This is a genomic window from Streptomyces sp. NPDC020898 (assembly GCF_044333925.1).
GTDB lineage: Bacteria > Actinomycetota > Actinomycetes > Streptomycetales > Streptomycetaceae > Streptomyces.
Window position 1 is genome coordinate 596,715 of the sequence record NZ_JBIRRV010000002.1, and the last position, 21,191, is coordinate 617,905.

Annotated in this window: 20 protein-coding genes and 1 pseudogene; 9 read left to right on the forward strand and 12 right to left on the reverse strand. The window is 68.5% G+C overall.

Features of this window, described 5'->3' with window-relative positions; all coding sequences use genetic code 11:
- Nucleotides 1–19: 19 nt before the first annotated feature.
- The 6 genes from ACH4TV_RS10600 to ACH4TV_RS10625 form a co-directional block, all read right to left on the reverse strand.
- Nucleotides 20–961 (reverse strand): type II secretion system F family protein, encoded by a 942-nt coding sequence (locus tag ACH4TV_RS10600; RefSeq protein WP_398396344.1) that lies wholly within the window; start codon nt 959–961, stop codon nt 20–22.
- Between the two features lie 112 nt (nt 962–1,073).
- The gene (locus ACH4TV_RS10605) at nt 1,074–2,420 is read right to left on the reverse strand and encodes a CpaF family protein (RefSeq protein ID WP_398396346.1); all 1,347 of its coding nucleotides are present in this window, start codon (nt 2,418–2,420) and stop codon (nt 1,074–1,076) included.
- 92 nt (nt 2,421–2,512) lie between these two features.
- Nucleotides 2,513–2,983 (reverse strand): TadE/TadG family type IV pilus assembly protein, encoded by a 471-nt coding sequence (locus ACH4TV_RS10610; protein WP_398396348.1) that lies wholly within the window; start codon nt 2,981–2,983, stop codon nt 2,513–2,515.
- Entirely contained in the window at nt 2,983–4,614 is a 1,632-nt protein-coding gene (locus ACH4TV_RS10615; RefSeq protein WP_398396350.1) for a CpaE family protein, read from the reverse strand. The genes ACH4TV_RS10610 and ACH4TV_RS10615 overlap by 1 nt, the downstream gene beginning before the upstream one ends.
- 78 nt (nt 4,615–4,692) lie before the next feature.
- On the reverse strand, nt 4,693–5,412 hold the full coding sequence (cpaB, locus tag ACH4TV_RS10620) for a Flp pilus assembly protein CpaB (protein WP_398396352.1): 720 nt from the start codon (nt 5,410–5,412) through the stop codon (nt 4,693–4,695).
- A gap of 43 nt (nt 5,413–5,455) precedes the next feature.
- Entirely contained in the window at nt 5,456–6,355 is a 900-nt protein-coding gene (locus ACH4TV_RS10625; protein WP_398396354.1) for a hypothetical protein, read from the reverse strand.
- A 493-nt stretch (nt 6,356–6,848) separates the two neighbouring features.
- Between ACH4TV_RS10625 and ACH4TV_RS10630 the strand changes: the two genes are divergently transcribed.
- From ACH4TV_RS10630 to ACH4TV_RS10640, 3 genes are all read left to right on the forward strand, one after another.
- Nucleotides 6,849–7,502 (forward strand): hypothetical protein, encoded by a 654-nt coding sequence (locus tag ACH4TV_RS10630; RefSeq protein ID WP_398396356.1) that lies wholly within the window; start codon nt 6,849–6,851, stop codon nt 7,500–7,502.
- Between the two features lie 160 nt (nt 7,503–7,662).
- Complete coding sequence (locus tag ACH4TV_RS10635) at nt 7,663–8,343, forward strand: hypothetical protein (RefSeq protein ID WP_398396358.1); 681 nt, start codon at nt 7,663–7,665, stop codon at nt 8,341–8,343.
- Nucleotides 8,344–8,399: 56 nt separating this feature from the next.
- Complete coding sequence (locus ACH4TV_RS10640) at nt 8,400–9,059, forward strand: hypothetical protein (RefSeq protein WP_398396360.1); 660 nt, start codon at nt 8,400–8,402, stop codon at nt 9,057–9,059.
- A gap of 181 nt (nt 9,060–9,240) precedes the next feature.
- Here the strand turns inward: ACH4TV_RS10640 and ACH4TV_RS10645 are convergent, their stop codons facing one another.
- The 3 genes and pseudogenes from ACH4TV_RS10645 to ACH4TV_RS10655 all read right to left on the reverse strand — a co-directional run.
- Nucleotides 9,241–9,648: an Imm50 family immunity protein gene (locus ACH4TV_RS10645; RefSeq protein ID WP_398396362.1), complete on the reverse strand. Its 408-nt coding sequence runs from the start codon at nt 9,646–9,648 to the stop codon at nt 9,241–9,243.
- A complete protein-coding gene (locus tag ACH4TV_RS10650; RefSeq protein ID WP_398396596.1) occupies nt 9,638–10,147 on the reverse strand; it encodes an Imm50 family immunity protein in 510 nt (169 codons plus the stop codon). The genes ACH4TV_RS10645 and ACH4TV_RS10650 overlap by 11 nt, the downstream gene beginning before the upstream one ends.
- A gap of 66 nt (nt 10,148–10,213) precedes the next feature.
- Nucleotides 10,214–10,395, reverse strand: a pseudogene (locus ACH4TV_RS10655) (RHS repeat-associated core domain-containing protein); the annotation flags it as partial.
- An 81-nt stretch (nt 10,396–10,476) separates the two neighbouring features.
- On the opposite strand from ACH4TV_RS10655, the gene ACH4TV_RS10660 reads away from it, so the two are divergent.
- The 5 genes from ACH4TV_RS10660 (at nt 10,477) to ACH4TV_RS10680 (ending at nt 15,058) form a co-directional block, all read left to right on the forward strand.
- A complete protein-coding gene (locus ACH4TV_RS10660) occupies nt 10,477–11,145 on the forward strand; it encodes a hypothetical protein (RefSeq protein ID WP_398396364.1) in 669 nt (222 codons plus the stop codon).
- A gap of 154 nt (nt 11,146–11,299) precedes the next feature.
- Entirely contained in the window at nt 11,300–11,992 is a 693-nt protein-coding gene (locus ACH4TV_RS10665; protein ID WP_398396366.1) for a hypothetical protein, read from the forward strand.
- Complete coding sequence (locus ACH4TV_RS10670) at nt 11,980–13,020, forward strand: hypothetical protein (RefSeq protein WP_398396368.1); 1,041 nt, start codon at nt 11,980–11,982, stop codon at nt 13,018–13,020. Before ACH4TV_RS10665 ends, ACH4TV_RS10670 begins: the two co-directional genes overlap by 13 nt.
- A 152-nt stretch (nt 13,021–13,172) precedes the next feature.
- Nucleotides 13,173–13,685, forward strand: a complete 513-nt coding sequence (locus ACH4TV_RS10675; protein ID WP_398396371.1) for a SigE family RNA polymerase sigma factor — start codon at nt 13,173–13,175, stop codon at nt 13,683–13,685.
- A 77-nt stretch (nt 13,686–13,762) separates the two neighbouring features.
- On the forward strand, nt 13,763–15,058 hold the full coding sequence (locus ACH4TV_RS10680) for a hypothetical protein (RefSeq protein WP_398396373.1): 1,296 nt from the start codon (nt 13,763–13,765) through the stop codon (nt 15,056–15,058).
- 20 nt (nt 15,059–15,078) lie between these two features.
- Here the strand turns inward: ACH4TV_RS10680 and ACH4TV_RS10685 are convergent, their stop codons facing one another.
- The 3 genes from ACH4TV_RS10685 to ACH4TV_RS10695 form a co-directional block, all read right to left on the reverse strand.
- Nucleotides 15,079–16,404 carry an Nramp family divalent metal transporter gene (locus tag ACH4TV_RS10685; RefSeq protein ID WP_398396375.1) on the reverse strand — a complete coding sequence of 442 codons (1,326 nt, stop codon included), beginning with the start codon at nt 16,402–16,404 and terminating at the stop codon, nt 15,079–15,081.
- 103 nt (nt 16,405–16,507) lie between these two features.
- The gene (locus ACH4TV_RS10690) at nt 16,508–16,999 is read right to left on the reverse strand and encodes an ATP-binding protein (RefSeq protein ID WP_398396377.1); all 492 of its coding nucleotides are present in this window, start codon (nt 16,997–16,999) and stop codon (nt 16,508–16,510) included.
- Nucleotides 17,000–17,099: 100 nt separating this feature from the next.
- Entirely contained in the window at nt 17,100–19,448 is a 2,349-nt protein-coding gene (locus ACH4TV_RS10695; protein ID WP_398396379.1) for an ATP-binding protein, read from the reverse strand.
- A gap of 331 nt (nt 19,449–19,779) precedes the next feature.
- On the opposite strand from ACH4TV_RS10695, the gene ACH4TV_RS10700 reads away from it, so the two are divergent.
- Nucleotides 19,780–21,135: a M14 family metallopeptidase gene (locus tag ACH4TV_RS10700; RefSeq protein WP_398396381.1), complete on the forward strand. Its 1,356-nt coding sequence runs from the start codon at nt 19,780–19,782 to the stop codon at nt 21,133–21,135.
- The last annotated feature ends 56 nt before the right edge of the window (nt 21,136–21,191 follow it).

Sequence of the window (21,191 nt, forward strand, 5' to 3'; positions counted from 1 at the left end):
ACTCATCACTCACTCCCCCTCAGACTTCGATCTTGCCCAGGCGGCGGATGACGAAGAAGCCGACCGTGTACAGGGCCAGGGAGAGGAGGATCAGGCCCTGGCCGAGGCCGGAGCCGGTCACCTTCTCCAGGGCGCCCTCGTTCGAGGAGTTGATCAGGAGGAGGGAGCCGAGGCCCAGGCACGGGACCGTGAAGGCCGTCGCGTTGACCTCCGACAGCATCGTGCGGACCTCTCGGCGCGTCTCCTTGCGGTCCTCAAGGGTCTGGGTGAGGTTGCGGAGCGAGCTGACCACCGAGCCGCCTGCCTTGTTGGCCAGCACCAACGTCGTGACGAGGACGACCAGTTCGCGGGACGGGAGGCGTTCGGCCAGTTCACCCAGCGCGTCGTCGATCGTTCTGCCCATCATCAACTGGTCGGCGACCCGGGCCAGTTCCTCGCCCGCCGGGGCCTCCAGTTCCTCCGCCGCCATCGCCAGTGCCGTACGCAGGGCCAGGCCGGCCGCCGTGGCGTTGGCCAGCAGGCGGGCCACGTCGGGGAGTTGGTTGATGAACGCCTCGATACGTTTCTGGCGCTGCCAGTTGAGGAAGATCGCCGCGCCCCAGACCGTCACCAGTGCGGCGATCGGGCCGAAGAAGGGGGCGAGTACGGCGGCGGCCAGCAGCCACAGCGCGACGCCCACAGCGGTGACGTACGTGAAGAACTCGCCCGCCGTCAGGTCCAGTCCGGTCGCCGAGAGGCGGAGGTGGATCGTGCGGCCGAGGCGGGTACGGCGCAGCCGGCGGTCGACGGCCGCGAACCGGCGTACCCGGCCGGCCACCGTACGCAGCGCGCCGCCGCCGGAGAGGCGGTCTTCGAGCGCCTGGCGCTGGGCGCGGCCGGCGGCGTACGTGTGCACGCCCGCGACGGCGAGCGTGCAGCACAGCACGGTGGCACCCAACGCCAGCGGGACCGAGTTGTTCATGGGTCCCTCCGCTCGCTCCGCATGTTCGTCCTCGCCACGGTCGTCGTCTTCTCCGTCGTCTTCTCCGTCGTCTTCTCCGTCGTCTTCGTCTTCGTCTTCATCATCTTCGCGCTCATCCGATCGCCTGCCTGGTGTCCAGGACGTCGAGCACCTCGGCCACGCCGAACGCCGGTGGCAGCGATTCGTTCGCCAGGTACAGCTTCTCGGCGACCGGGCGGGGCAGCGGGAGGTGTTCGAAATAGCCCTGGGCGACGCGGTCGGGGCCGGTCGGGCGGGTGACGTAGCGGGAGACGGTCGCGATACGGAACTGTTCGCGGCCGTGGGACACGACCAGGGCGATCTCGGCGATGCGGCGGGATCCGTCGGCGTGGCGGGCCAGTTGGACGACGACGTCGACCGCCGAGTTGATCTGGTCCTTCAACGCCTCGAAGGGGATCATGACTTCGGACATCGAGCCCAGGGTCTGAAGGCGCATCAGCGCGTCCTCCGCCGAGTTGGCGTGGACGGTGGCGAGTGAGCCGTCGTGGCCCGTGGACATCGCCTGGAGCATGTCGAGCGTCTCGCCGCCTCGGACCTCACCCACGATGATGCGGTCGGGGCGCATACGGAGGGAGTTGCGGACCAGGTCGCGGATGGTGATCTGGCCCTTGCCCTCCACGTTCGGCGGGCGGGATTCGAGGCGGATCACGTGCTCCTGCTGGAGCTGGAGTTCGGCCGAGTCCTCGATGGTGATGATGCGTTCGCGGGAGGGGACCAGGCCCGAGAGCGCGTTGAGGAGCGTGGTCTTGCCGGTGCCCGTACCGCCGCTGACGATGACGTTGAAGCGGGCGCGAACGAACGCGGCGAGGAGCATCAGCATCTGCTCGTCGAGCGAGCCCAGGCCGATCAGCTCGGGGAGCGTGTAGGCGCGGGGGAAGCGGCGGATCGTGAGGGTCGGGCCGGTAAGGGAGAGCGGCGGGATGATGACGTTGACGCGTTCGCCGGTGGGCAGACGGGCGTCGACCATCGGATTCGACTCGTCCACCCGCCTGTTGACCGTCGAGACAATGCGCTCGATGGTCTGCATGAGCTGCTCGCTCGACGCGAAGCGCATGGGGAGCTGTTCGACGCGGCCGGCTCGTTCCACGAAGATCGAGTCCGGGCCGTTGACCATGATCTCGGTGATCGACGCGTCGGCGAGGAGGGGTTCGAGGACGCCCAGGCCGAGGGCCTCGTCGACCACCCGCCTGATGAGCTGGGAGCGTTCGGCGGAGGAGAGGACCGGGCCTTCGCGGCTGATGATGTGGCCGAGGACGCGTTCCAGGCGGACGCGGCGTTCGGCCGCCGCGAGGCCGGACATCTCCGCGAGGTCGATCTCTTCGAGGAGCTTGGCACGGTAGGTCGCCACGACGTGGCCGTCCTCGCGCGCGGTTCCGTTGCCGTGGTCGTCGGGGGAGGCTATGCGGGAGCGCAGGCTCATGGTCTCGGTCTCAACTCCTCTCCAGTCACGTTCAGTTGCGATCTGCTGCGATCAGCTGTGGTCTTTCTCCATCGCCCGTCAGCCGTCGGCCGTCAGCCGTCTTCGTCGTTGGGCATGGTGGCTTCGCGGGTCACGGGCCAGGCGTCGAAGATCGGGATGATCGCGGGGACGGTGACGGTCACGGTTGCGGTGGTCGTGTCCCCCGCGCCCAGCGGCGCGTCCACCTGCGGGTCGAGCCAGTCGCTGACGGAGGCGACGCCCGCCGCTTGTCCGTCGCGGTCGAGGGAGGCGGCCCTGGCCGCCGCACGCGCTGCCGTACCGGCCTGGTTGATGCCGTAGCCGATGAGGCCGAGTTGGATGCAGGCCAGGCCGATGATGATGAGGATCGGGAGGAATCCGGCGAACTCCAGGATCGAGGCACCCCTGTCACCCCTGGCATGCCTGTCACCTCTGTCATGCCTCTGCCCCCGGTCGCCGGGCTTGCCCCGGCGAAGGCGGTTCGCGAGACGGTCCCGACGGCTCCTCGGCCTTGTCCTTGCCCTCAGCCTCGTCCTCGCCCTCATCAGTCCCCGTCCCCTTCCAGCGCCGCCCCGGCCTCGCCGTTCACCGTCCAGTTGACGTCGAAACCCGGGAAGAACAGGGGGACTTGGGCGCTGACGGTGGCCGTCATGATCTCGCCCTCGGGGCCGCAGTCGATGGTGGCGCCGGACCAGGCTCCGGGCAGGTTCTCGCCGCCCGCGCTCTCGCAGGCCCCTTCGTAGGCGGTGGGGTCGACGGCGTACGCCGCTGTTGCCGCGCGAGCCGCCTCGTCCGCCGCGTTGCCGGCCAGCGAGTATGTGTAGCCGTACAGCACGCACTGCCACAGGATGCTCATCACGACGAGCAACATCGGGAACATGCCCGCGAATTCGAGGGTCACGGCGCCTCGGTCGCCGCCTTTCTCTCCTCGGCGCCGCAGGCTCAGCGCGCCCCGGTCGGACGACGACGATGACTTACGTCGCTTGCCGCCGCCCCCCTCGTGGACGACGACCAGGCCCAACTCCCCCGCCAGCGCCCACAGCGCCTGCTTGACCGACGACCGGGCGTCCAGGTCCTGGAGCCGTCCGGCGTCGACGACCGACTGAAGTTCCTTGAACGCGGCGGGAATTGAGGAGCGGGCGACCTTCGTGCCGGTGACCTTCTCGACGAGGGAGGGCTGGATCTCCGTACCCTTGGACTGCCTGTTGACGACCGTCAACGTCTCCTCGGCCTTGCGGATCTGGAGGCGGTCCCAGAGGCGGACCATGCGTTTGGCGGCGCGTACGGCGATGACGTCGGGGGTGACGAGGAGCAGGGCGTGGTCGGCCATCTCGACGGCGGCGGCCGTGGCCGAGTCCATCCGGGCGCCGCAGTCGACGACGACGACGTCGTGGCGGGAGCGCAGGGCGGCGACGACCTGGCGGGCCACCCTGTCGGTGACCTCCTCGCCGCGTTCGCCCTCGGAGGGGGCGAGGAGCAGGGCGATGCCGGTGTCGTGGGTGAAGACTGCGTCCTGGAGGACGCGCGGGTTGATGTCCGAGATGCCGGCCAGGTCGGCGATCGACCTGCGGAACTGGACGTCCAGGTAGGAGGCCACGTCCCCCGACTGGAGATCCAGGTCGAGGAGGGCGACGGTACGGCCCGACGCCCGTGCGGCGAGGGCGAGTTGGACAGCGGTGACGGTGGCGCCGACGCCGCCCTTGGCGCCGGTCACGGTGACGACCGTACCGCCGGGGCCCGCGTACAACTCGGGTGCGCTGCTGCCGAGATGGCGCCGCATGCCCGACGACCAGGCCGCGGCGGCCGTGACGCGCTCCGCCAAGGCGTCGTAACCGAGGGGCAGTTGGACGATGCCTCGGGCGCCGGAGTCCATGGCGGCGGTGAGGACGCCGGTGCTGGGGTCCGCGGTGATGAGGACGACCCCGACGGCCGGGAAGCGCATCACCAGGTCGCGTACGAGATCGAGGGCCGGGACGGGCCCTATCCGCTCGTGTACGAGGACGACTTCGGGCAGTTCGTCGAGGGACTCGGCGGCCAGCCGGGCCAGGGTGTCGAGCAGCGCCGTCGAGTCGGCGACGGGCGGGGCGGGTTCGGCGTCGGGGAGCCTGCTGAGGAGGGTGCTCAGGGCGCGGGCGGACTCGATGTCGGCGGTGGCGGCGAGGACGCGGATGGTCATCGGCACACCCTCGACAGGCACGGCTGCGGGTGCAGGTGCAGGTGCGGCTGCGTACGTACGGACCTCATGCCCGGCCTCCTACTTGTCCTTGTCGAGGGTGTACGTACGGTCGCCGGCGCCGGGGATCGCCGTCACTTCGCCGCCGGCGACGAGCGCGAGGCGGACGTGTTCGGCGAACGACTCGGCGTACGCGACGCGTTGGGCGTCCGGCGTCTTCAGCGCGAAGGTGATGGGGACGGCCTCCGTCGCCGTACGCCGGCGGTCGTTGGTGGACTGTCCCGGTTCGAGGGCGGTGAGCTTGCCGACGTCGATGACGCGCGCGTTCGTGACGAGCAGCTTGGACTCGTCGACGCCCTTCTCGCTGTCCTTGGACTCGAAGGTGGCGTAGAGGTTGACGAGCGACCCGGGGTTGATCTTTCCGGCCACACCCGTCGACGCGTCGATCATGATCGCGATCTCCTGCTCGCCGGGGGCCAGTTCGGGCTGGTCGACGATCATGTCCGTCTGGAGCAGCGAGCCCTTCTCCAGCCGGGTCACGGCGATCTTGCCGCGGATCTGGGAGACCTTGGTGACGGCGGTCGCCGACAGCCAGCGCTCGGGCATGGAGATCTTCTCGAACTGGTCGGCCGTGAGCTCCTTGTAGGGCGCGATGTCGCCCTTGAGGCGGTACGCCGTCACCTCCGGGCCGACCTTGGAGTTCACGTCGCGGATCACCGAGAGCACTCCGACGAAGGCGCCGATAGCGCACAGGATCGAGAGGACCAGCAGGATGACGCCGCGGCGCTGGCGTGAGTTCATGACGCGGACAACCTCGATCAGGGGATGGGGACGGACACGTCTCTTACGTCGTACCTCGGGGCAGTGCTCGTACTGATGTTCCTACCGATGTTCCTGCTGGGGTTACTGCCCTCCCGAGGGCCGCGGGAAGCTCCGGAGGCGGTGCGAGTGGTGCGGCGCAGAATCCGCAGCGGTCGCCGATGAGTTCGAGCCCGCACCAGTGGCACTCCTCGCGGCGTACGGAGGAGACCAGTTGGTAGAGCACGGAGACGTCGTGCAGCCCGGCCGCGAACTCGACGACCTTCCCGGTTCCCCACCAGCGCGCGGACTCCGCGGGCAGCGGAACCGGGGCGACTCCCTGGACGCGCCAGGCGGGTGCGAGGGTCGAGGTGACCCAGTCGGAGGGCGGCTGCCCCTGCGCGACGAGCAGCCGCGTCCCGAACTCGGGCCCGGCCAGCTCCCCTTGGCCCACCCGTACGAGCTGGGCTCGCGGATTGGCGAGTACGGCGAACTGCGCGCCCGGCACCCAGGACTTGGCGTGCGACTTGAGCGAGACGGGCACCCGGTCGAGTTTGGCGACGGAGCCGAGGAGGGCGCCGGCGTAGATGTAGTGGGCGAGCAGCCGGGCGGAGGACGCGAGCACGCCCGGGCTGAAGTCGCACATGGAGAGCTGCCGCAACTGCTGGGCGAGCAGGGCGAGTCCGAGCGGGGGCAGATCGACGGCGAGCAGCGCGATGCGGTCGCTCTCCAGCACGGAACGCACGGTGTGCAGCCGCCGGGTGACGGCCGTGTCCGTGGACGCCGGATAGAGGGCGATGACGTACCCGTGCTGCTCGACCAGCGCGTGCATCCCCATGAGGGCGCCGTCGAGGCTGTCGAGGGACGGGACGGCCGCGGGCGGGGTCTGCCGGTCATGCGGTGGGAGCACCAGGTCGGAACTGGTGACGGCTATCGCGGTCGGCACGCTGCACACCACCCCGTTCACTGCGACGGGGTGGTCGGCCACCGCCTCAGATCGCCCCTGTGAGGTCCTCTTGCATCCACTTACATCCACAAACGCATACAGATGTGCACCCACTTGTGCACCTGCGTGCTCGCGTATGCACAAGCGGACGCGTCCTCTTGCACCAGCACCTTATCCACGGCATGGCCCGCTCAACACCGAATCTCCTAGATCAACTAACGGAAGGTGGAGCTTGATCGACGGAGAGTGAGACGAATATGCCACAAGTCGGGTGCCGGGGAGGGGAGTTGGGGGAGGGGGATCCGGTCGACCTGAATTCGCCGGGATCGATGACTTCGGCGACTCCGCCGGCTCGGGTGGCCATGGCGGCTCGGGTGGCCATGGCGGCTTGGGTGACTACGGCGGCCGCGTGGCGGGGCCGGCAGCCCCACCTATACGGTCTTGCCCCAGCCTGTACGTCCTGACGTCCTGTCCACGGGGAGCAAGGTTCATTGTGAAGCGCCGTCCTCTGTCTGTCGCCGCCGCGTTCGCCGCGACTGCGGTTCTGTTTCTGACTGCCTGCGGTGGCGGCGACGGTGGTGATGGCGGTGGTGGTGGCGGGTCGAAGGGGAGCGGCGAGACGTCGGCCCCTCCTCCCGCGTCCGCGTCGCCAGCGACCGACTCCGACCGGCCGGACATCGAGCTGCCGGCTGACCTGTCGTACACCTTCGACTGGCCCAGGACCGGCGACACGGAGAAGGACGCCGTGCTCGCCGACAGCGAGCAGTCCATCAAGGCCGTGGATCTGGCGATCACGCACCAGAACCCGCTCGACAAGGCCTACCTCTACTACTACGAGGGCGCGGCCGCCGCCGGTACGGAGACGTTCGTCCAGGCGTACGTCGACGCCAAGGCGCGGGTCACGGGTTCGTACCGCTACTACGAGGCGGTCGCCAACGTGAACGGGTCGGACAGGGCGTCGCTCGTGTACTGCGAGGACCAGAGCAAGGCGTACGACATGTATTTCAGCCCGAAGCGGGTCGACAGAACCGCGGTCACGAAGAACAGCTACGTCCTCTACAGCACCCAACTGCACAGAAACGACAAGGGCGTCTGGGTCGTCGAGAAGATCGTTTCCCAAAGGGGGAGCACCGAGTGTCAGCCCTGATGACGAGCAAGGTGAACTGAGCAAGCGTGCGCGGCGACTCGCATTTTCCGTCGCCGTCGTGAAGCTTCCGTGAAGCGCTCACCAGCCTGTCGGTATCAGTAGCCCCACCGATACCGTCGTGCCGTTGCCGCCAGTACATCTGTCTCACGGGGAGCCCACTGTGAACCGCCACGCCCGGCCTCTTGCTGCCACGTTCGCCGCGACGGCAGCGCTCCTGCTGACCGCGTGCGGCGGCACCGACAGCAAATCGACCTCGCCCTCGACATCGACGGACAGCGACAAGGTCGCCGGAGCCGATTCCGGGAGCGAGGCGTCCGCGTCGCCGACGGCCTCTGCGGCGGTCCCGGCGGCTTCCGCCGACCGCCCGAGGATCGAGCTGCCGCCGGACATCACGCACGCCTTCGCTCCCGAGCAAACCGGTGACCCCGTCAAGGACGCCGTCCTCAAGGACAACGCGGAGATGATCCGTGCGCTCGACGCGGCCATCGTCGCCCAGAACCCGCGCCTCCCCGCCCTGGAGTTCTACACGGAGGGAGAAGGGGCGGTGTCCGCCGAGCGGTGGGTGAAGGCGTTCACGGACGCAGGGTGGACGGTTACCGGCACCGTGAACTACTTCGACCGACAGGTCAACGTCAGCAGCGAGGACAGCGCTTCGCTGACTTACTGCGGGGACGAGTCCAAAGGCTTCAGCAAGGTCATCAAGACCGGCGAGGTCAAGAAGACTCCGGCCAGCAAGGACAGTTACGTCGCCTACGGCGTTCAGGTGCAGAAGAACAAGGCCGGCGTCTGGGAACTGGTGAAGATCACGTCCACCCGTGGAGCCGACAGGTGCCAGCCCTGACCAGCCGTTCCGCGCTCGTTGCCGTCCATCGCACCTCAGCCTCACGGGAGTCCACTGTGAACCGCCGCGCTCTGCCCCTCGCTGCCACACTCGTCGCGACTGCGGCCCTGCTCCTGACTGCCTGCGGCGGCGACGGCACGTCGACCGGCAACGACAAGGTTGCCGGGGCCGACACCGGCAACGAGATCTCGGCGTCGCCCACAGCATCGGCCGCTGCCTCGGCTTCCGGCTCCGGTCGTCCTCAGATCAAGCTGCCGTCCGATCTGACGTACACCTTCGACTGGCCCAAGACCGGTGACACGGGCAGGGACGCGGTCCTGGCCGACAGCGAACAGTCCATCAAGGCCGTGGACCTCGCGATCACGAACCAGAACCCGCTCGACAAGGCCTACCTCTACTACTACGAAGGCGAAGCAGCAGCTGGCACGGAGAAGTTCATTCAGACCTACGTGGACCACAAGTCCGGCATCACTGGCACCTACCGCTTCTACTCCCCTGTCGTAGTCGTCGATGACGACGGAACGGCCTCGCTCAGCTACTGCGAGGATCAAGGGAAGGCGTTCATCAAGCATTTGGAAACCAACAAGATCCGGAAGACCAAGGTCACCGCGAAGAGCTACGTCGCCTACAACACGTCACTGAAGAGGGACAGCAAGGGCGTCTGGGTCATCGAGAAGATGGTCTCTGAAGTGGGGAGTGCCAAGTGCCAGCCCTGACCGAATTGGACGTCACCCGCCTGCTGGTATGCGCCGGATGTACACCCCTGAGCAGCTCCAGAAGGTCTGGGAGGCGGGGTCCATGGGTTATGAGGGGCCCCACCGGCAACTCCTGCGTAGCCATCGCCAGCGACGAAGAACCCGCCCCGCCGACACCCGCGTAGGCGCTTCTTCCTCGGCTTCAGGGGTTGTCAGAAGCGAGATAGGCGCGCGTTCTGGACAGACGGGCCGCAGCAGCGCGGAAGGCGATACCGGAAGCCTCGGAGCCGAGGGCCACGTCGACGTGTCCTCCATCGCGGACGGTCAGATCGATCACCTTGGCTTCAGAAGCCCCCCAGCCCGTGACCCGGAGACCGGTCACCTCCGTGAAGAACAGGTGGAACTCGAAGGCGTTGAAGTCCTTTCCCCTCCATTCGGAGGGCAGGTTCACGGGGAAGGCCCGGGTGTCGAAGCCCAGAGTCACTGAGTTCTCCCGCTCGTCGATGTGCACGTAGAAGAGGTCGTACGCGTCAGTCGAGGGCGGGGCACCGTCGTACAGCTCACCCAAGTATTCGGCAGATGCGAGGAATTGCGACCAGTCAGCGCTCATAGAACGTCTTCTCATCGGTCGGGGGAAGGGAAGTGTGCCGCCGGGCGTCGATCTTGCTCACGAAGAGATGCGGTCCGTTGTCCGATCCGTCGGCCTGGATGCGGAATGCGCTCACATGACCGACGCGCACGGACTCACTGCAGTCGAATCGGAGCGCCACACCACGACCGGCTGCGATTACCCGCATACGACTCTCCACGCCCCACGAAGACATCTCGACGGAGCCGACGGACGGCGGGTTCCATTCGGTGAGGGAGATGTTCTCCACTGCCAGAAACTGGAATTGACACTGCACCGTGTCCATACCCGCATCGATCCACTCCTGTGGTGCCGAACCAGGAAATGAGGGCAAGTCGACGCGGAGCGTTACCGTGGGGCCACGCCAGTTCAGATTGATCGATCTGATCCGGACGTCACCGAGGTCCGGAACATGGCCATAGAGCAAATTGAGTGCTTCCGGATTCACGAGAAAGCTCTCAACGTAAGGCCTCACGTGCACATGTGGTCCCTGTTCGACATCCTTCAAAGCCTGCGCTTTTTCCTCCTCCAGAGTACGCCCGACCGGCTCTCCGCATCCCGGCGCCAGGCCAAGGGGGTCCACCCACGTGTGCGAGTTGTGCACGTAGGTGACCGGGTTCGGGGTGGGCGCCAGACCGAGGGGGCCCGGAGTGAGATAGCGAGCCGTTTCCGGGTCGTAGGTACGGAAGTAGTTGCAAGGAGGCCGGTTTCGGGGTCGTAGTACTGGCCCGCTCTCTGGCTATGGCTGTGCGAGAGCCTGCCGATACCGTATGGGCTTTGCCAGCACTTCTGTCGCATGGGGAGTTCACTGTGAAGCGCCACGCTCCGTCCATTGCTGCCGCGTACGCCGTGACGGCAGCGCTGTTGCTGACCGCGTGCGGTGGCAGCGACGGCGAATCGACATCGGCGGACAGCGGCAAGGTCGCCGGGGCCGGCGCCGGGGGTGGAGCGTCCGCATCGCCTACGGCATCGGCCTCTGCCTCGGCCGTCTCCGCCGAACGGCCGGAGATCGAGCTGCCGTCCGATCTGACGTACACCTTCGACTGGCCCAAGACCAAGGACACAGACAAGGACGCGGTCCTCAGCGACAGCAAGCAGTTCATCAAGGCCGTGGACATGGCCATCGCCGAACAGGACCCGCTCAACGCGGCATACCTCTTCTACTCCGAGGGCGAGGCGGCGGCCGGTAGTGAGGAGTTCATCCAGGAGTTCGTGGACTACAAGGACCGCATCACCGGTGCCAAGCGGTACTTCGACGCCAAGGTGAACGTCAACGGTGACGGAACGGCCGGCCTCGTCTACTGCGAGGATCAGAGCAAGGCGTACAACAAGAGCCTCACGACCGGCAAGACCAACGTGACCGTGGCGTCGAAGGACAGCTATGTCCTCTACAGCAGCCGGCTGCGGGTCGACGAGCAGGGCATTTGGATCACTGAAACCCTCACGTCCCAAAGGGGAAGTTCCATCTGCCAGTCCTGAGTGCGGGGTCTCGTACTCCTCAGCAGTGAACGGGTGACGGGACGAGCGACGGCCGACGGCGGCTGTCGGACGGCGATCAGTCTTTGCCGTTGCCACAGCGCAACCTTGGCAGCCTGGCGGAACCACAGGCCCCACCGATACCGTCTTGGCTTTGATGGCACATCTGTCCTACGGGGAGTTCACTGTGAAGCGCCGCTCTTTGCCCGTTGCTGCCGCGCTCGCTGCGTCCGCGGCCCTGCTGTTGACCGCCTGTGGCGGCGACGACGGCGAGTCGAAGGACAACGACAAGATCGCCGGGGCTGACACCGGTAGCGAGACGTCCGCCTCGCCGTCGGCCTCCGCATCTGCCTCGGCAGTGTCCGCCGACCGGCCGAAGATCGAGCTGCCGTCCGATGTCATCGACAAGTTCGAGAGCTGGAAGACGGGCGACGAGGCCAAGGACGCGGTCCTCGCGGACACCGCCGGGCGGATCGATGCGACGAACGACGCCATCCTGCGTGGCGACACAGGTACGCCGGGCCTTTCCTTCTACTACCGGGACAAGGCACTGAGCGACGCGGTCGCGTGGGTGCAGGCGTATGTCGACGCCAACATGTCCTTCACCGGGACGACTCGTTACTACGCGCCTCAGGTCACCTTGTCGGGCGAGACGGAGGCGTCCGTCGTCTACTGCGCCGACGAGAGCAAGGGCTTCAGCAAGAACCGGAAGACCAACAAGGTCGACCGGACGCCTTCGAGCGAGAGCCCGTACGTGCTGTACAACACACGCCTGGCGAAGAGCGCGCAGGGTGTGTGGCAGACGATCAATCTGGTCTCGACGCGGGGGGACAAGACATGCACGGCATAAGCAGGTGGAGCAGAGTCCTGGCACTGGGCGCGACTGCGGTCGTGTGCGCGGCGGGATTGACCGGCACCGCTGTGGCATACGGGCCCGGCAACGGGCAGGGTTCCCCCACGGGCCCCTCCGGCAACACGGACGGCAACGGCACGGTTTCCGCCACCGCCGGTGGTGTCGTCTTCGACCGCGACAACAACGGTTCCGGTCCGTCGACCGGCCGGGTCACCTCGGCGTCGACCTGGACTCCGCCCGCCTGCTACTACGCGCCGAAGTACACCCCGGAACAGCTTCAGAAGACCAAGGAGCCGGTCTGGGAGGCCGGGTCGACCGGTTACGAGTGGGACGCCAAGGAGCGGGACCGGTACGTCAACGGCAAGCCCTACAAGGACTTCAACAAGGACAAGACCGGCAAGGGCTACTTCTGGGACTCCTACGTCAGCCAAGGCCGTGCGGGAGAACCCGGCGCTCTCGACTGCACCAAGGAAACCTTCTGGGTGGACACCGGCGCCGCCCCGCCGGCCGACATCCCCGAGGCGATCACACCGGAGATGCTCGCCGAACTCGCCTACGCCGAGATCCGCGTCCCCTCCACCAAAGTGACCCTCGCCCCCGCCGACAACACCAAGGTGAACCTTCCGACCTGGGCCTGGCTGGACGCGGCGCAGTTCAAGCCCGTCTCCGTGACCGCCCGCGTTCAGGTTCTGGACATAGAGGCCACCACCGTCGCCGAGCCCGTCTCTCTCAGGATCGAGCCCGGTACCGCCGACGCAGAGGTCTACCCCGCGTCCGGTGTGTGCACGTTCGTCGACGGGCGTATCGGGGAGCCGTATGCCGCCGGGAAGGCGAACCGGACCCCGCCCTGTGGGGTGAAGTACCTGCGTTCCTCCGGTGACGGGTCCTACCCGCTCCGCGCGACCATCACCTGGAAGATCTCGTGGACCGGAACGGGCGTCAACAACCCCGTGGATCTGCCCGACGGTGAGTTCGGGGCTGAGCAGGCTGTCGTCGTTCAGGAGATCCAGGCCGTCAATCGGTGAGCCGCGTCTCCTCCGCTCCCCTGCCTCTGCCTCTGCCTCTGCCTCTGTGCCTGCGAAATTGGATCCCCGTCCGCTGAAACATTTCCCGGTCCCCACCGCGTCAATGAAGTGAGGCCGCCCGACGGGGCGCCACGCAGGCACAGGGGGAACGTATGAGAAAGGTCCGCGCGGACGAGTACGCGGAGTTCGCGGCGGCGCGGGCGGGGTATCTGTTCCGCTCCGCGTGTCTGCTCACCGCCGGGGACACGTACCTCGCGGAGGACCTGGTGCAGGAGACGCTGGGGCGGTTGTACGTCAGTTGGGGGCGCGTTTCTCGGGCCAGCAACCCGGCGGGATACGCGCAGACCGTGCTCACGCGCACCTTCCTCACGTATCAGCGGCGCCGCAGCAGTACCGAGCGGGCCACCGCCGTACTGCCCGACGTGCCCGTCCCCGCCGGCGGAGCCGACGTGACCATGCGGCTCACGCTTGTCGAGGCGCTCGCCCAACTCCCGGCCAAGGACCGGGCGGTGGTCGTCCTGCGCTACTGGGAGGACCGTTCCATCGAGGAGACCGCGGGGGCGATGAACGTGAGCTCGGCCGCCGTACGCACCCGCTGTGTCCGTGCCCTGGCCCGGCTGCGCACGCTCCTCGGCGAGGAACTCGGTGAGTACGCGGTCCGCTGAGGCCGCCGTCCTTCGAGAAGTTCCGCCTCTCCATCCCGGTACACAATTCCCGTACACAGCAGAAGTGGTGGTTCGCCATGCCCGTTGAACATCGAGACGACCGGTTCGAGGACCGGCTCGGCGACGCTCTGCGCAACGCCGGCGGTGCCTTCGACGCCGATCGGGCCGCCCTCGTCGCCGGGGGCGAGAGCCGGGGGCGCCGGATCCGGATGCGGCGCCGGACCGCTGTCGTGAGCGGCGCCGCCGCGATCGCGCTGGTGGGTGTGGGCAGCGCGCTGGTCGCGCCCTGGGGAGGAGACGGCACCGGGCAACGGAACGTCGGGGTCGGTGACGCGAGCGCCACTCCCAGTGCCGTCCCCAGCCCCACCCCCACCGCCGCTCCGTCCCCCGTCACCCGCGGCCAACTGCTCAGCGTCCTCAAGGGGTTGCTGCCCCAGGGTGATTTCAGTGACGAGCGCTCACGCGGCACCGACTCGCAACTGGGTCCGTACGCGTATGGCGTGTTCGACGACGGCAAGGGCGCCGCGGCTCTCTCCGTGAGCCTCGACCGGATCGTGCCGGGGAGCCAGCAGGTCCGTCAGGCGACCCAGTGTCCCGACCAGGCGTTCGTCCCGTACGACGACTGCGGGACGAGCCCGCTGCCCGGCGGTGCGTTGCTCAGGATCGTCAAGGGGTACGAGTACGCGGACCGTCGCGTCGACACCAAGATGTGGACGGCGGACCTCGTCACCGCCGAGGGGAAGCACGTGACGGTGACGGAGTGGAACTCCGCCGCCCAGAAGGGTGCGCCCATCAGTCGCCCCGAACCTCCGCTGAGCAGCGTGCAGTTGAAGACCCTGGTCACCGACCCGGTGTGGCTCAGGGTCCTCGACGCCGTCCCGGAGGCCGACGTGGTCGGGACGCCGCCGACGTCGAGCGCGCCCGAGGAGGCCGAGAGTGACACCATCGTGACGACACTCACCGGATTGCTGCCGCAGGGTGTCCGTGTGGTCGGAAAGAGCGGACCGGGCACCGAGTACGGGTATGTCGTCGTCGACGACGGCGAGGGCAAGAGCTTCGTCCAGATCAACGTGCAGCCCAACATGCAGGACCTCGAGAAGGAACTCTTCGGCGAGGGCTCGGGCGCCGTGACGCTGCCCGACGGGGTCAAGGTCATCGTCCGTGAGGGCCCCGGCGACGACAAGGGCAGGGGGCTCGTCATGCGGACCGCCGACGCCATCTGGCCCGACGGTCTGCGGGTGGTCGTGAGCGCCTTCAACTCCGCCAGCCAGATCACCGGTCCGACCCGCGAGAATCCCGCCCTGACCCTCGACCAGCTCAAGGCGATCGCCACCGACTCGACGTGGCAGCAGATCCAGCCGGTTCCCCACTAGCCCTCGCCCGTCCGAGGGACTCAGAAGAACTCCGACCACGGCTGGTCCCAGATCTGCTTCAGGCACAGGACCAGGAACAGCAGGCCCGCGACGACCAGCATCGTGTTGCTCAGCATCCGGTTGCGCCATTCGGCGGGCGTGCGGGAGGAGTTGAGCAGGACCAGCAGGGTGCCGGCCAGGAACGGGAGGAAGGCCGCGCCCAGGACGCCGTACAGGATGATCAGGCGGAAGGGCTGGCCCTGGAAGAGCAGGACGATGGGCGGGAAGGTCAGCCACAGCAGGTACGCGCGGAACGGCCACGACCGTTCGCGCCTGCCCGAGGCGACCTCCTCGCCCGTCGTGCGGGTACCGCGGAAGCGTTCCACGAAGTCCGCGAACATCAGGCTCACGCCGTGCCAGACACCGATCAACGACGTGTAGGAGGTGGCGAAGAAGCCGATCAGGAAGAACTTCGCGGTCGCCGTGCCGTACTTGTCCTCCAGGATGTCGCTCAGCTGGATCAGGCCCTTGTCGCCGCTCGCGATCGCCACGTTCGCGCTGTGGAGCAGCTCCGCTCCTACGAACAGCATCGACACCACGAAGATGCCCGTCGTCGCGTACGCGACGCGGTTGTCGAGGCGCATCACCTTCATCCAGCCGGTGTTCGTCCAGCCCTTCGCGTTCACCCAGTAGCCGTACGCCGCGAGGGTGATGGTGCCGCCCACGCCGCCGACCAGGCCCAGGGTGTTGAGGATCGAGTCCTTCTCGTCCGGGAGGACGGGCAGCAGGCCCGCGAACGCGGCGCCGAGGTTCGGGGTGACCCGGATCGCCAGGTAGACGGTGACGACGAACATCACGCCCACCAGCACGGTCATGACCTTCTCGAAGACCTCGTACTTGTTGAACCAGACGAAGACGAGCCCCGACAACCCGCAGGCGATGGCCCACCACTTGAGGTCCATGACGTCCGGGAACAGCGCCTGCAGCGGCAGCGCGCTCGACGACATCGCCGCCGCGCCGTAGACGAAGCCCCAGATCACGACGTACACGACGAAGAAGTACGTCGTCCAGCGGCCGAGGCTCGCCCAGCCGTCGAAGAGGGTGCGGCCGGTGGAGAGGTGCCAGCGGCCCGCCGCCTCGGCGAGGGAGATCTTCACCAGGCAGCCGAGTACGGCGGCCCACAGAAGCGTGTAGCCGAAGTTGCTGCCCGCGATGAGCGTGGCCACCAGGTCGCCGGCCCCGACCCCGGTCGCCGCGACGACGATTCCCGGGCCGATGTACTTCCAACTGGACTTACGAGGGGTCGAGTTGGCGTTCGAGGCGCCGGTGGCCCCTGATTCCGTGGAGTTTTCTGTGGTGTCCGCCATGTACGTCAAGAAAGCGCAAACGTGCTGGTCGCACAAGAGGGCGTTCCGGAGCCGGAGGGGGACAACCGGGGCATCCGGCGTCCGGAACTGGACGTGCGGGACGCTACGGCTGTCGCCGACCACAGCCGTCGGACCCACAGGTGCCGAGCTCGAACCACACGGTCTTGCCCGGCCCCTCCTGGTGGCAGCCCCAGCGCCTCGCGAGCGCGTCCACCAGGAACATCCCCCGGCCGCTCTCCGCGGCGCCCGCGCCGATCACCCGCGGAGTACGACGGCCGGTGTCGGTGACCTCGCAGCGCAGGACGCCGTGCGCGGCCGAAAGGGTGAGCCGGAAACGGCTCGCGGCATGCAGCACCGCGTTGGTGACCAGCTCGCTGACGAGCAGCTCCGTCACGTCGCCGAGGTCGCCGCGGTCCGCCAGGCCCCACTCCTCCAGTCGCCTGCGCACCTGCGCGCGGGCCTCGCGGGCGGCGGTGGGGCGCGGGTCGTACTCGATGCTCAGATGGCCTGCCCCCAGCGGGGGTTGGGGGTACGAGCCATACCGAGGGACGGGATCCGGGACGTGTCCCCCGGAGCCCCCGGAGAGTTGCAGCATGCCTTCAGGATCGCCTCCCCGGGCGCCCCCGCGCGCGGGGAGAAATACCTGTTTCCGTACGCCCACCCCCACTTTGCCGGGTGTCGTCAACGGTGTCTCGTCAGCGGTGTGCCGTCACCCAGGCCGCGATCTGGGTGCGGTTGGTGAGGCCGAGTTTGTCCAGGATGCGTTCCACATGGCCCTCGGCGGTTCGGCGGGCGATCACCAGGCGGTCGGCGATCTGCTGGTTGGCGAGGCCCTCCGCGATGAGCGCGGCGACCTCGGTCTCGCGGCGGGTGAGACTCGTACCGCCGTTCAACGGGTGTGGGGTGGTGGTCGGTTCGGGGAGACAGTGGCCCGAATTCCCTTCTCCCAGCGCGTACTTGACGATTGCGGTGAGGCCGAGGGCGTTTCCGCGCCGGTACGCCCGCTCGTACGCCCGCCGTCCCAGGCCCGCCCGCGCCCTGGCCTCGCCGTCCCTCCGTACGGACGCCGGCGGGGCGGGGGGACGGCCGACGCGGTCGGCGCCGCCGAGCAGGACGGCGGCTCGTTCGTGGGCCTGGTGGGCGGTCGCGATCAGGGCGAGCAGGTCGAGGGCGGGGGCGATGCCGAGGACGTCGTGCAGGGCGAACCCGGTGCGCAGGGCCTCGCGGGCGGGCGGTTCGGCCCGCCGCCAGTCCTCGCGGACGGTGTGGGCCAGGGCGAGCACCCGCAGGGCGTACGAGCGCACCCAGTCCTCGCCGTACGCCTCGCACACCCGCAGGGCGTCCTCGCAGACGGTGACGGCCCGGTCTGCCTCGCCCAGGAGGCTCAGTGCGCAGGCGAGTTGGACGCGTTCGAGCCCAACGAGGGCGGCCTGCCCGCCGGGTACGGGCCCCCGGTCCACCGCGTCCTCGAAGTGCCGCAGCGCTGCCGCCGGTTCACCGCCGAGGAGCTGACCGGCCCCGACGACGTACCCGGCGTGCGCGGCCTCGGCGGCGTCGCCGAGCCGCTGGGCGAGGGCGTACGCCTCCTCGGCCCGGCGCCGGCCCCGGGCGAGCTCCTCGGGTGTCCCCGCGAGCAGCCCGAGGAGTCCGGAGACCCACAGCGCGCGGGCCCGTTCCCGGCTCGGCCCGGGGTTCGCTTCCAGGGCCCGGTCGAGCCAGTACCGTCCTTCGCCGGGTGCGCCGCAGGTGTGCCAGTGGAACCAGAGGGTGCCGGCGAGACGGAGGCCGGCGAGGGCGTCGTCGGGCGGCGCGCCTCTGCCGGACCCGGCGCTCGTTCCCAGGCTGAAGTCCAGGGCGGCGCGCAGGTGGGCCCGGTCGGCGCGGAGGCGGGCGGCCAGGTGCTGCTGGCCCGGGCCGAACCAGGCGTGTTCGTACGCCGTCGCCCGGCTCTGCGTCCAGTCGCGGTGCCGGCGCCGGGCCGCCCGTTCCGCCCCGGGCGTCTGCCTCAGCCGGTCGAGTCCGTACTGCCGCAGGGTGCCCAGCAGGCGGTATCGTACGCCGCCGTCGGGGCCCGTCTCCCGGCTCAGCACCGACTTGCCGACGAGCCCGGCCACGGCTTCCAGGACGTCAGGAACGTCAAGGACGGCAGGCGGGTGGAGGCGGTCGTCGGCGGTCGCCCCGCACACCGCCTCCGCCGTCTCCAGATCGAAGTCCCCGGCCAGTACCGATGCCCGCGCCCACACCAACTGCTCCTCCGGCGTGCACAGTTGATGGCTCCAGTCGATCGTCGCCCGCAGGGTCCGGTGGCGCGGTGGACGGTGGTCACCGGGGTGGTGGTCGCTGGGTTGGCGGTCGTCGATGCGGGTCGCCAATTCGTCGATATCAGTGTCCAGGTCAGCCCGTTCGCCCATGCGGGCCGCCGCGAGTTCGATCGCCAGGGGGAGTCCGTCGAGGCGGTGGCAGAGGCGGGCCACGGCGGTGCGGTTGGCGGGGGTGAGGGTGAAGCCCGGGACGGCCGCGGCGGCTCGGTCGGCGAAGAGGGCGAGGGCCGGGTGGCGGTGGGCCGCCGAGAGGTCGCCGTCCGGGTCGGGGACCGGCAACGGCCGTACGTCCAGCAGGTGTTCCTCCGTCAGGCCCAGGCGGCGCCGGCTGGTCGCGAGGACACGGACGCCGGTGGTCCGGTGCAGGAGCGCGCCGACGAGTTCGGCGCAGGCCCCGTGCAGGTGCTCGCAGTTGTCGAGGACCAGGAGGAGCCGACGGGTTCCCACGTGTTCGACCAGGGCGTCGAGCGTGTCGAGGTCGTACAGGCCCAGCGCGTCGGCGACGGCCTGGGGGACGAGGTCCGGGTCGTCGAGGCCGGCCAGGTGCACGGAACGGACGCCGTCCGGGAAGGCGCGGGCCACGCGGGCCGTGACGCGTGCGGCGAGGCGGGTCTTGCCGACGCCGCCCGGACCGGTCAGCGTGACGAGGCGGGCCCTGGCCAACAGCGCGCGGACTTCGGCCTGTTCGTCGCGGCGGTCGACGAACCTCGCTGATCCACCCATGATCAGCACCTTCCAACGGATCCCCGCGGATACGCACACGCAGGTCACACCCCCGTGTGCACTTCCCGAGGAGCCGCGACGGACGGCGCGGGGACGCGTATGCTCCGCGCCGCTTCTGGACGGCTTTCGCGCCATCGCCTTTTTTTGGGCACTCTTGACCTGGCCATGTCATAGCCGCACCATGAGCGCCATACCCGCGCACAGCAAATCAACAGCAACACCCGCGCTACCCGCGTCACCCGCACCAGTCCGTCGCACGGAAGAACCACCCCCCGCTCCACTCCCCCCACTTCCGGAGACCCCGGAACGCCCGGAGAAACAAGGAGACTTCATGCGACTTCGCATACGAGGCTCAGGCGCCCGCAGCGGCAAACGCACCGCAGCCGCCGTCGGCCTGCTGTCCCTCGCCCTCGCCGTCGGATTCACCTCCACGACACCCGACGCCACCGCGACCAGCGCCGAGCGCCCGGCGGCATCGGCCGACGACATCCGCCAGTACGAGATCCACATGCACTCGACCGTCAAGGACCGCACCGCGCTCCAGCAGGCGGGCGTGTCCGTGGACGACACCGACGGCCACGGCGTCACCGTCTCCGGTCGCGCCGACCAGATCAAGAAGCTGCGCGCACAGGGCTACGACATCACGCCGCTGGGCCAGGTCCCCGACCGCTCCAGCAGCGCCGACGACGTACGGCTGCTCGACTTCCCCACGGCCGACTCCAGGTACCACAACTACGCGGAGATGACGACGGAGATCAACTCCCTCGTCTCGGCCAACTCCTCCATCGCCAGCCAGCGGGTCATCGGCACCTCGTACTCGGGCCGGAACATCGTCGCCATCAAACTCAGCGACAACGTCGGCACCGACGAGGCCGAGCCCGAGGTGCTGTTCACCCACCACCAGCACGCCCGTGAGCACCTCACCGTCGAGATGGCGCTCTACCTGCTGCGCAATCTGACGTCCACGTACGCCACCGACTCCCGGGTCAAGGCCATGCTCGACTCCCGTGAGATCTGGATCATCCCGGACCTCAACCCGGACGGCGGCGAGTACGACATCGCGAACGGCTCGTACCGCTCGTGGCGCAAGAACCGCCAGCCCAACTCCGGTTCGACGGCCGTCGGTACGGACATGAACCGCAACTGGAACTACCGCTGGGGCTGCTGCAACGGCTCCTCCGGCACGACCTCGTCCGAGACGTACCGCGGTACGGCTCCCGAGTCCGCGCCCGAGGTCAAGGTGGTCGCCAACTTCGTGCGCAGCCGGGTCGTCGGCGGCGTCCAGCAGATCAAGACGGGCATCGACTTCCACACGTACAGCGAACTGGTGCTGTGGCCCTTCGGGTACACGACCGCCAACACCACGACGGGCATGACCCAGGACGACCGGGACGCGTTCGCCACGGTCGGCGGGAAGATGGCCGCCAGCAACGGCTACACGCCCGAGCAGTCCAGCGACCTGTACGTCACGGACGGCTCGATCGACGACTGGCTGTGGGGCAGTCAGAAGATCTTCGGCTACACCTTCGAGATGTACCCGTCGTCCAGCTCGGGCGGCGGCTTCTACCCGCCCGACGAGGTGATCGACCGGGAGACGGCCCGCAACCGGGACGCGGTGCTCCAGCTGCTGGAGAACTCGGACTGCATGTACCGGTCCATCGGGAAGCAGGCTCAGTACTGCAGCTAGGGATTACCGAGTCAGGTAAGTGAGGTAGTCGGGGAACTGCGGCTCCGCTGCGGCTG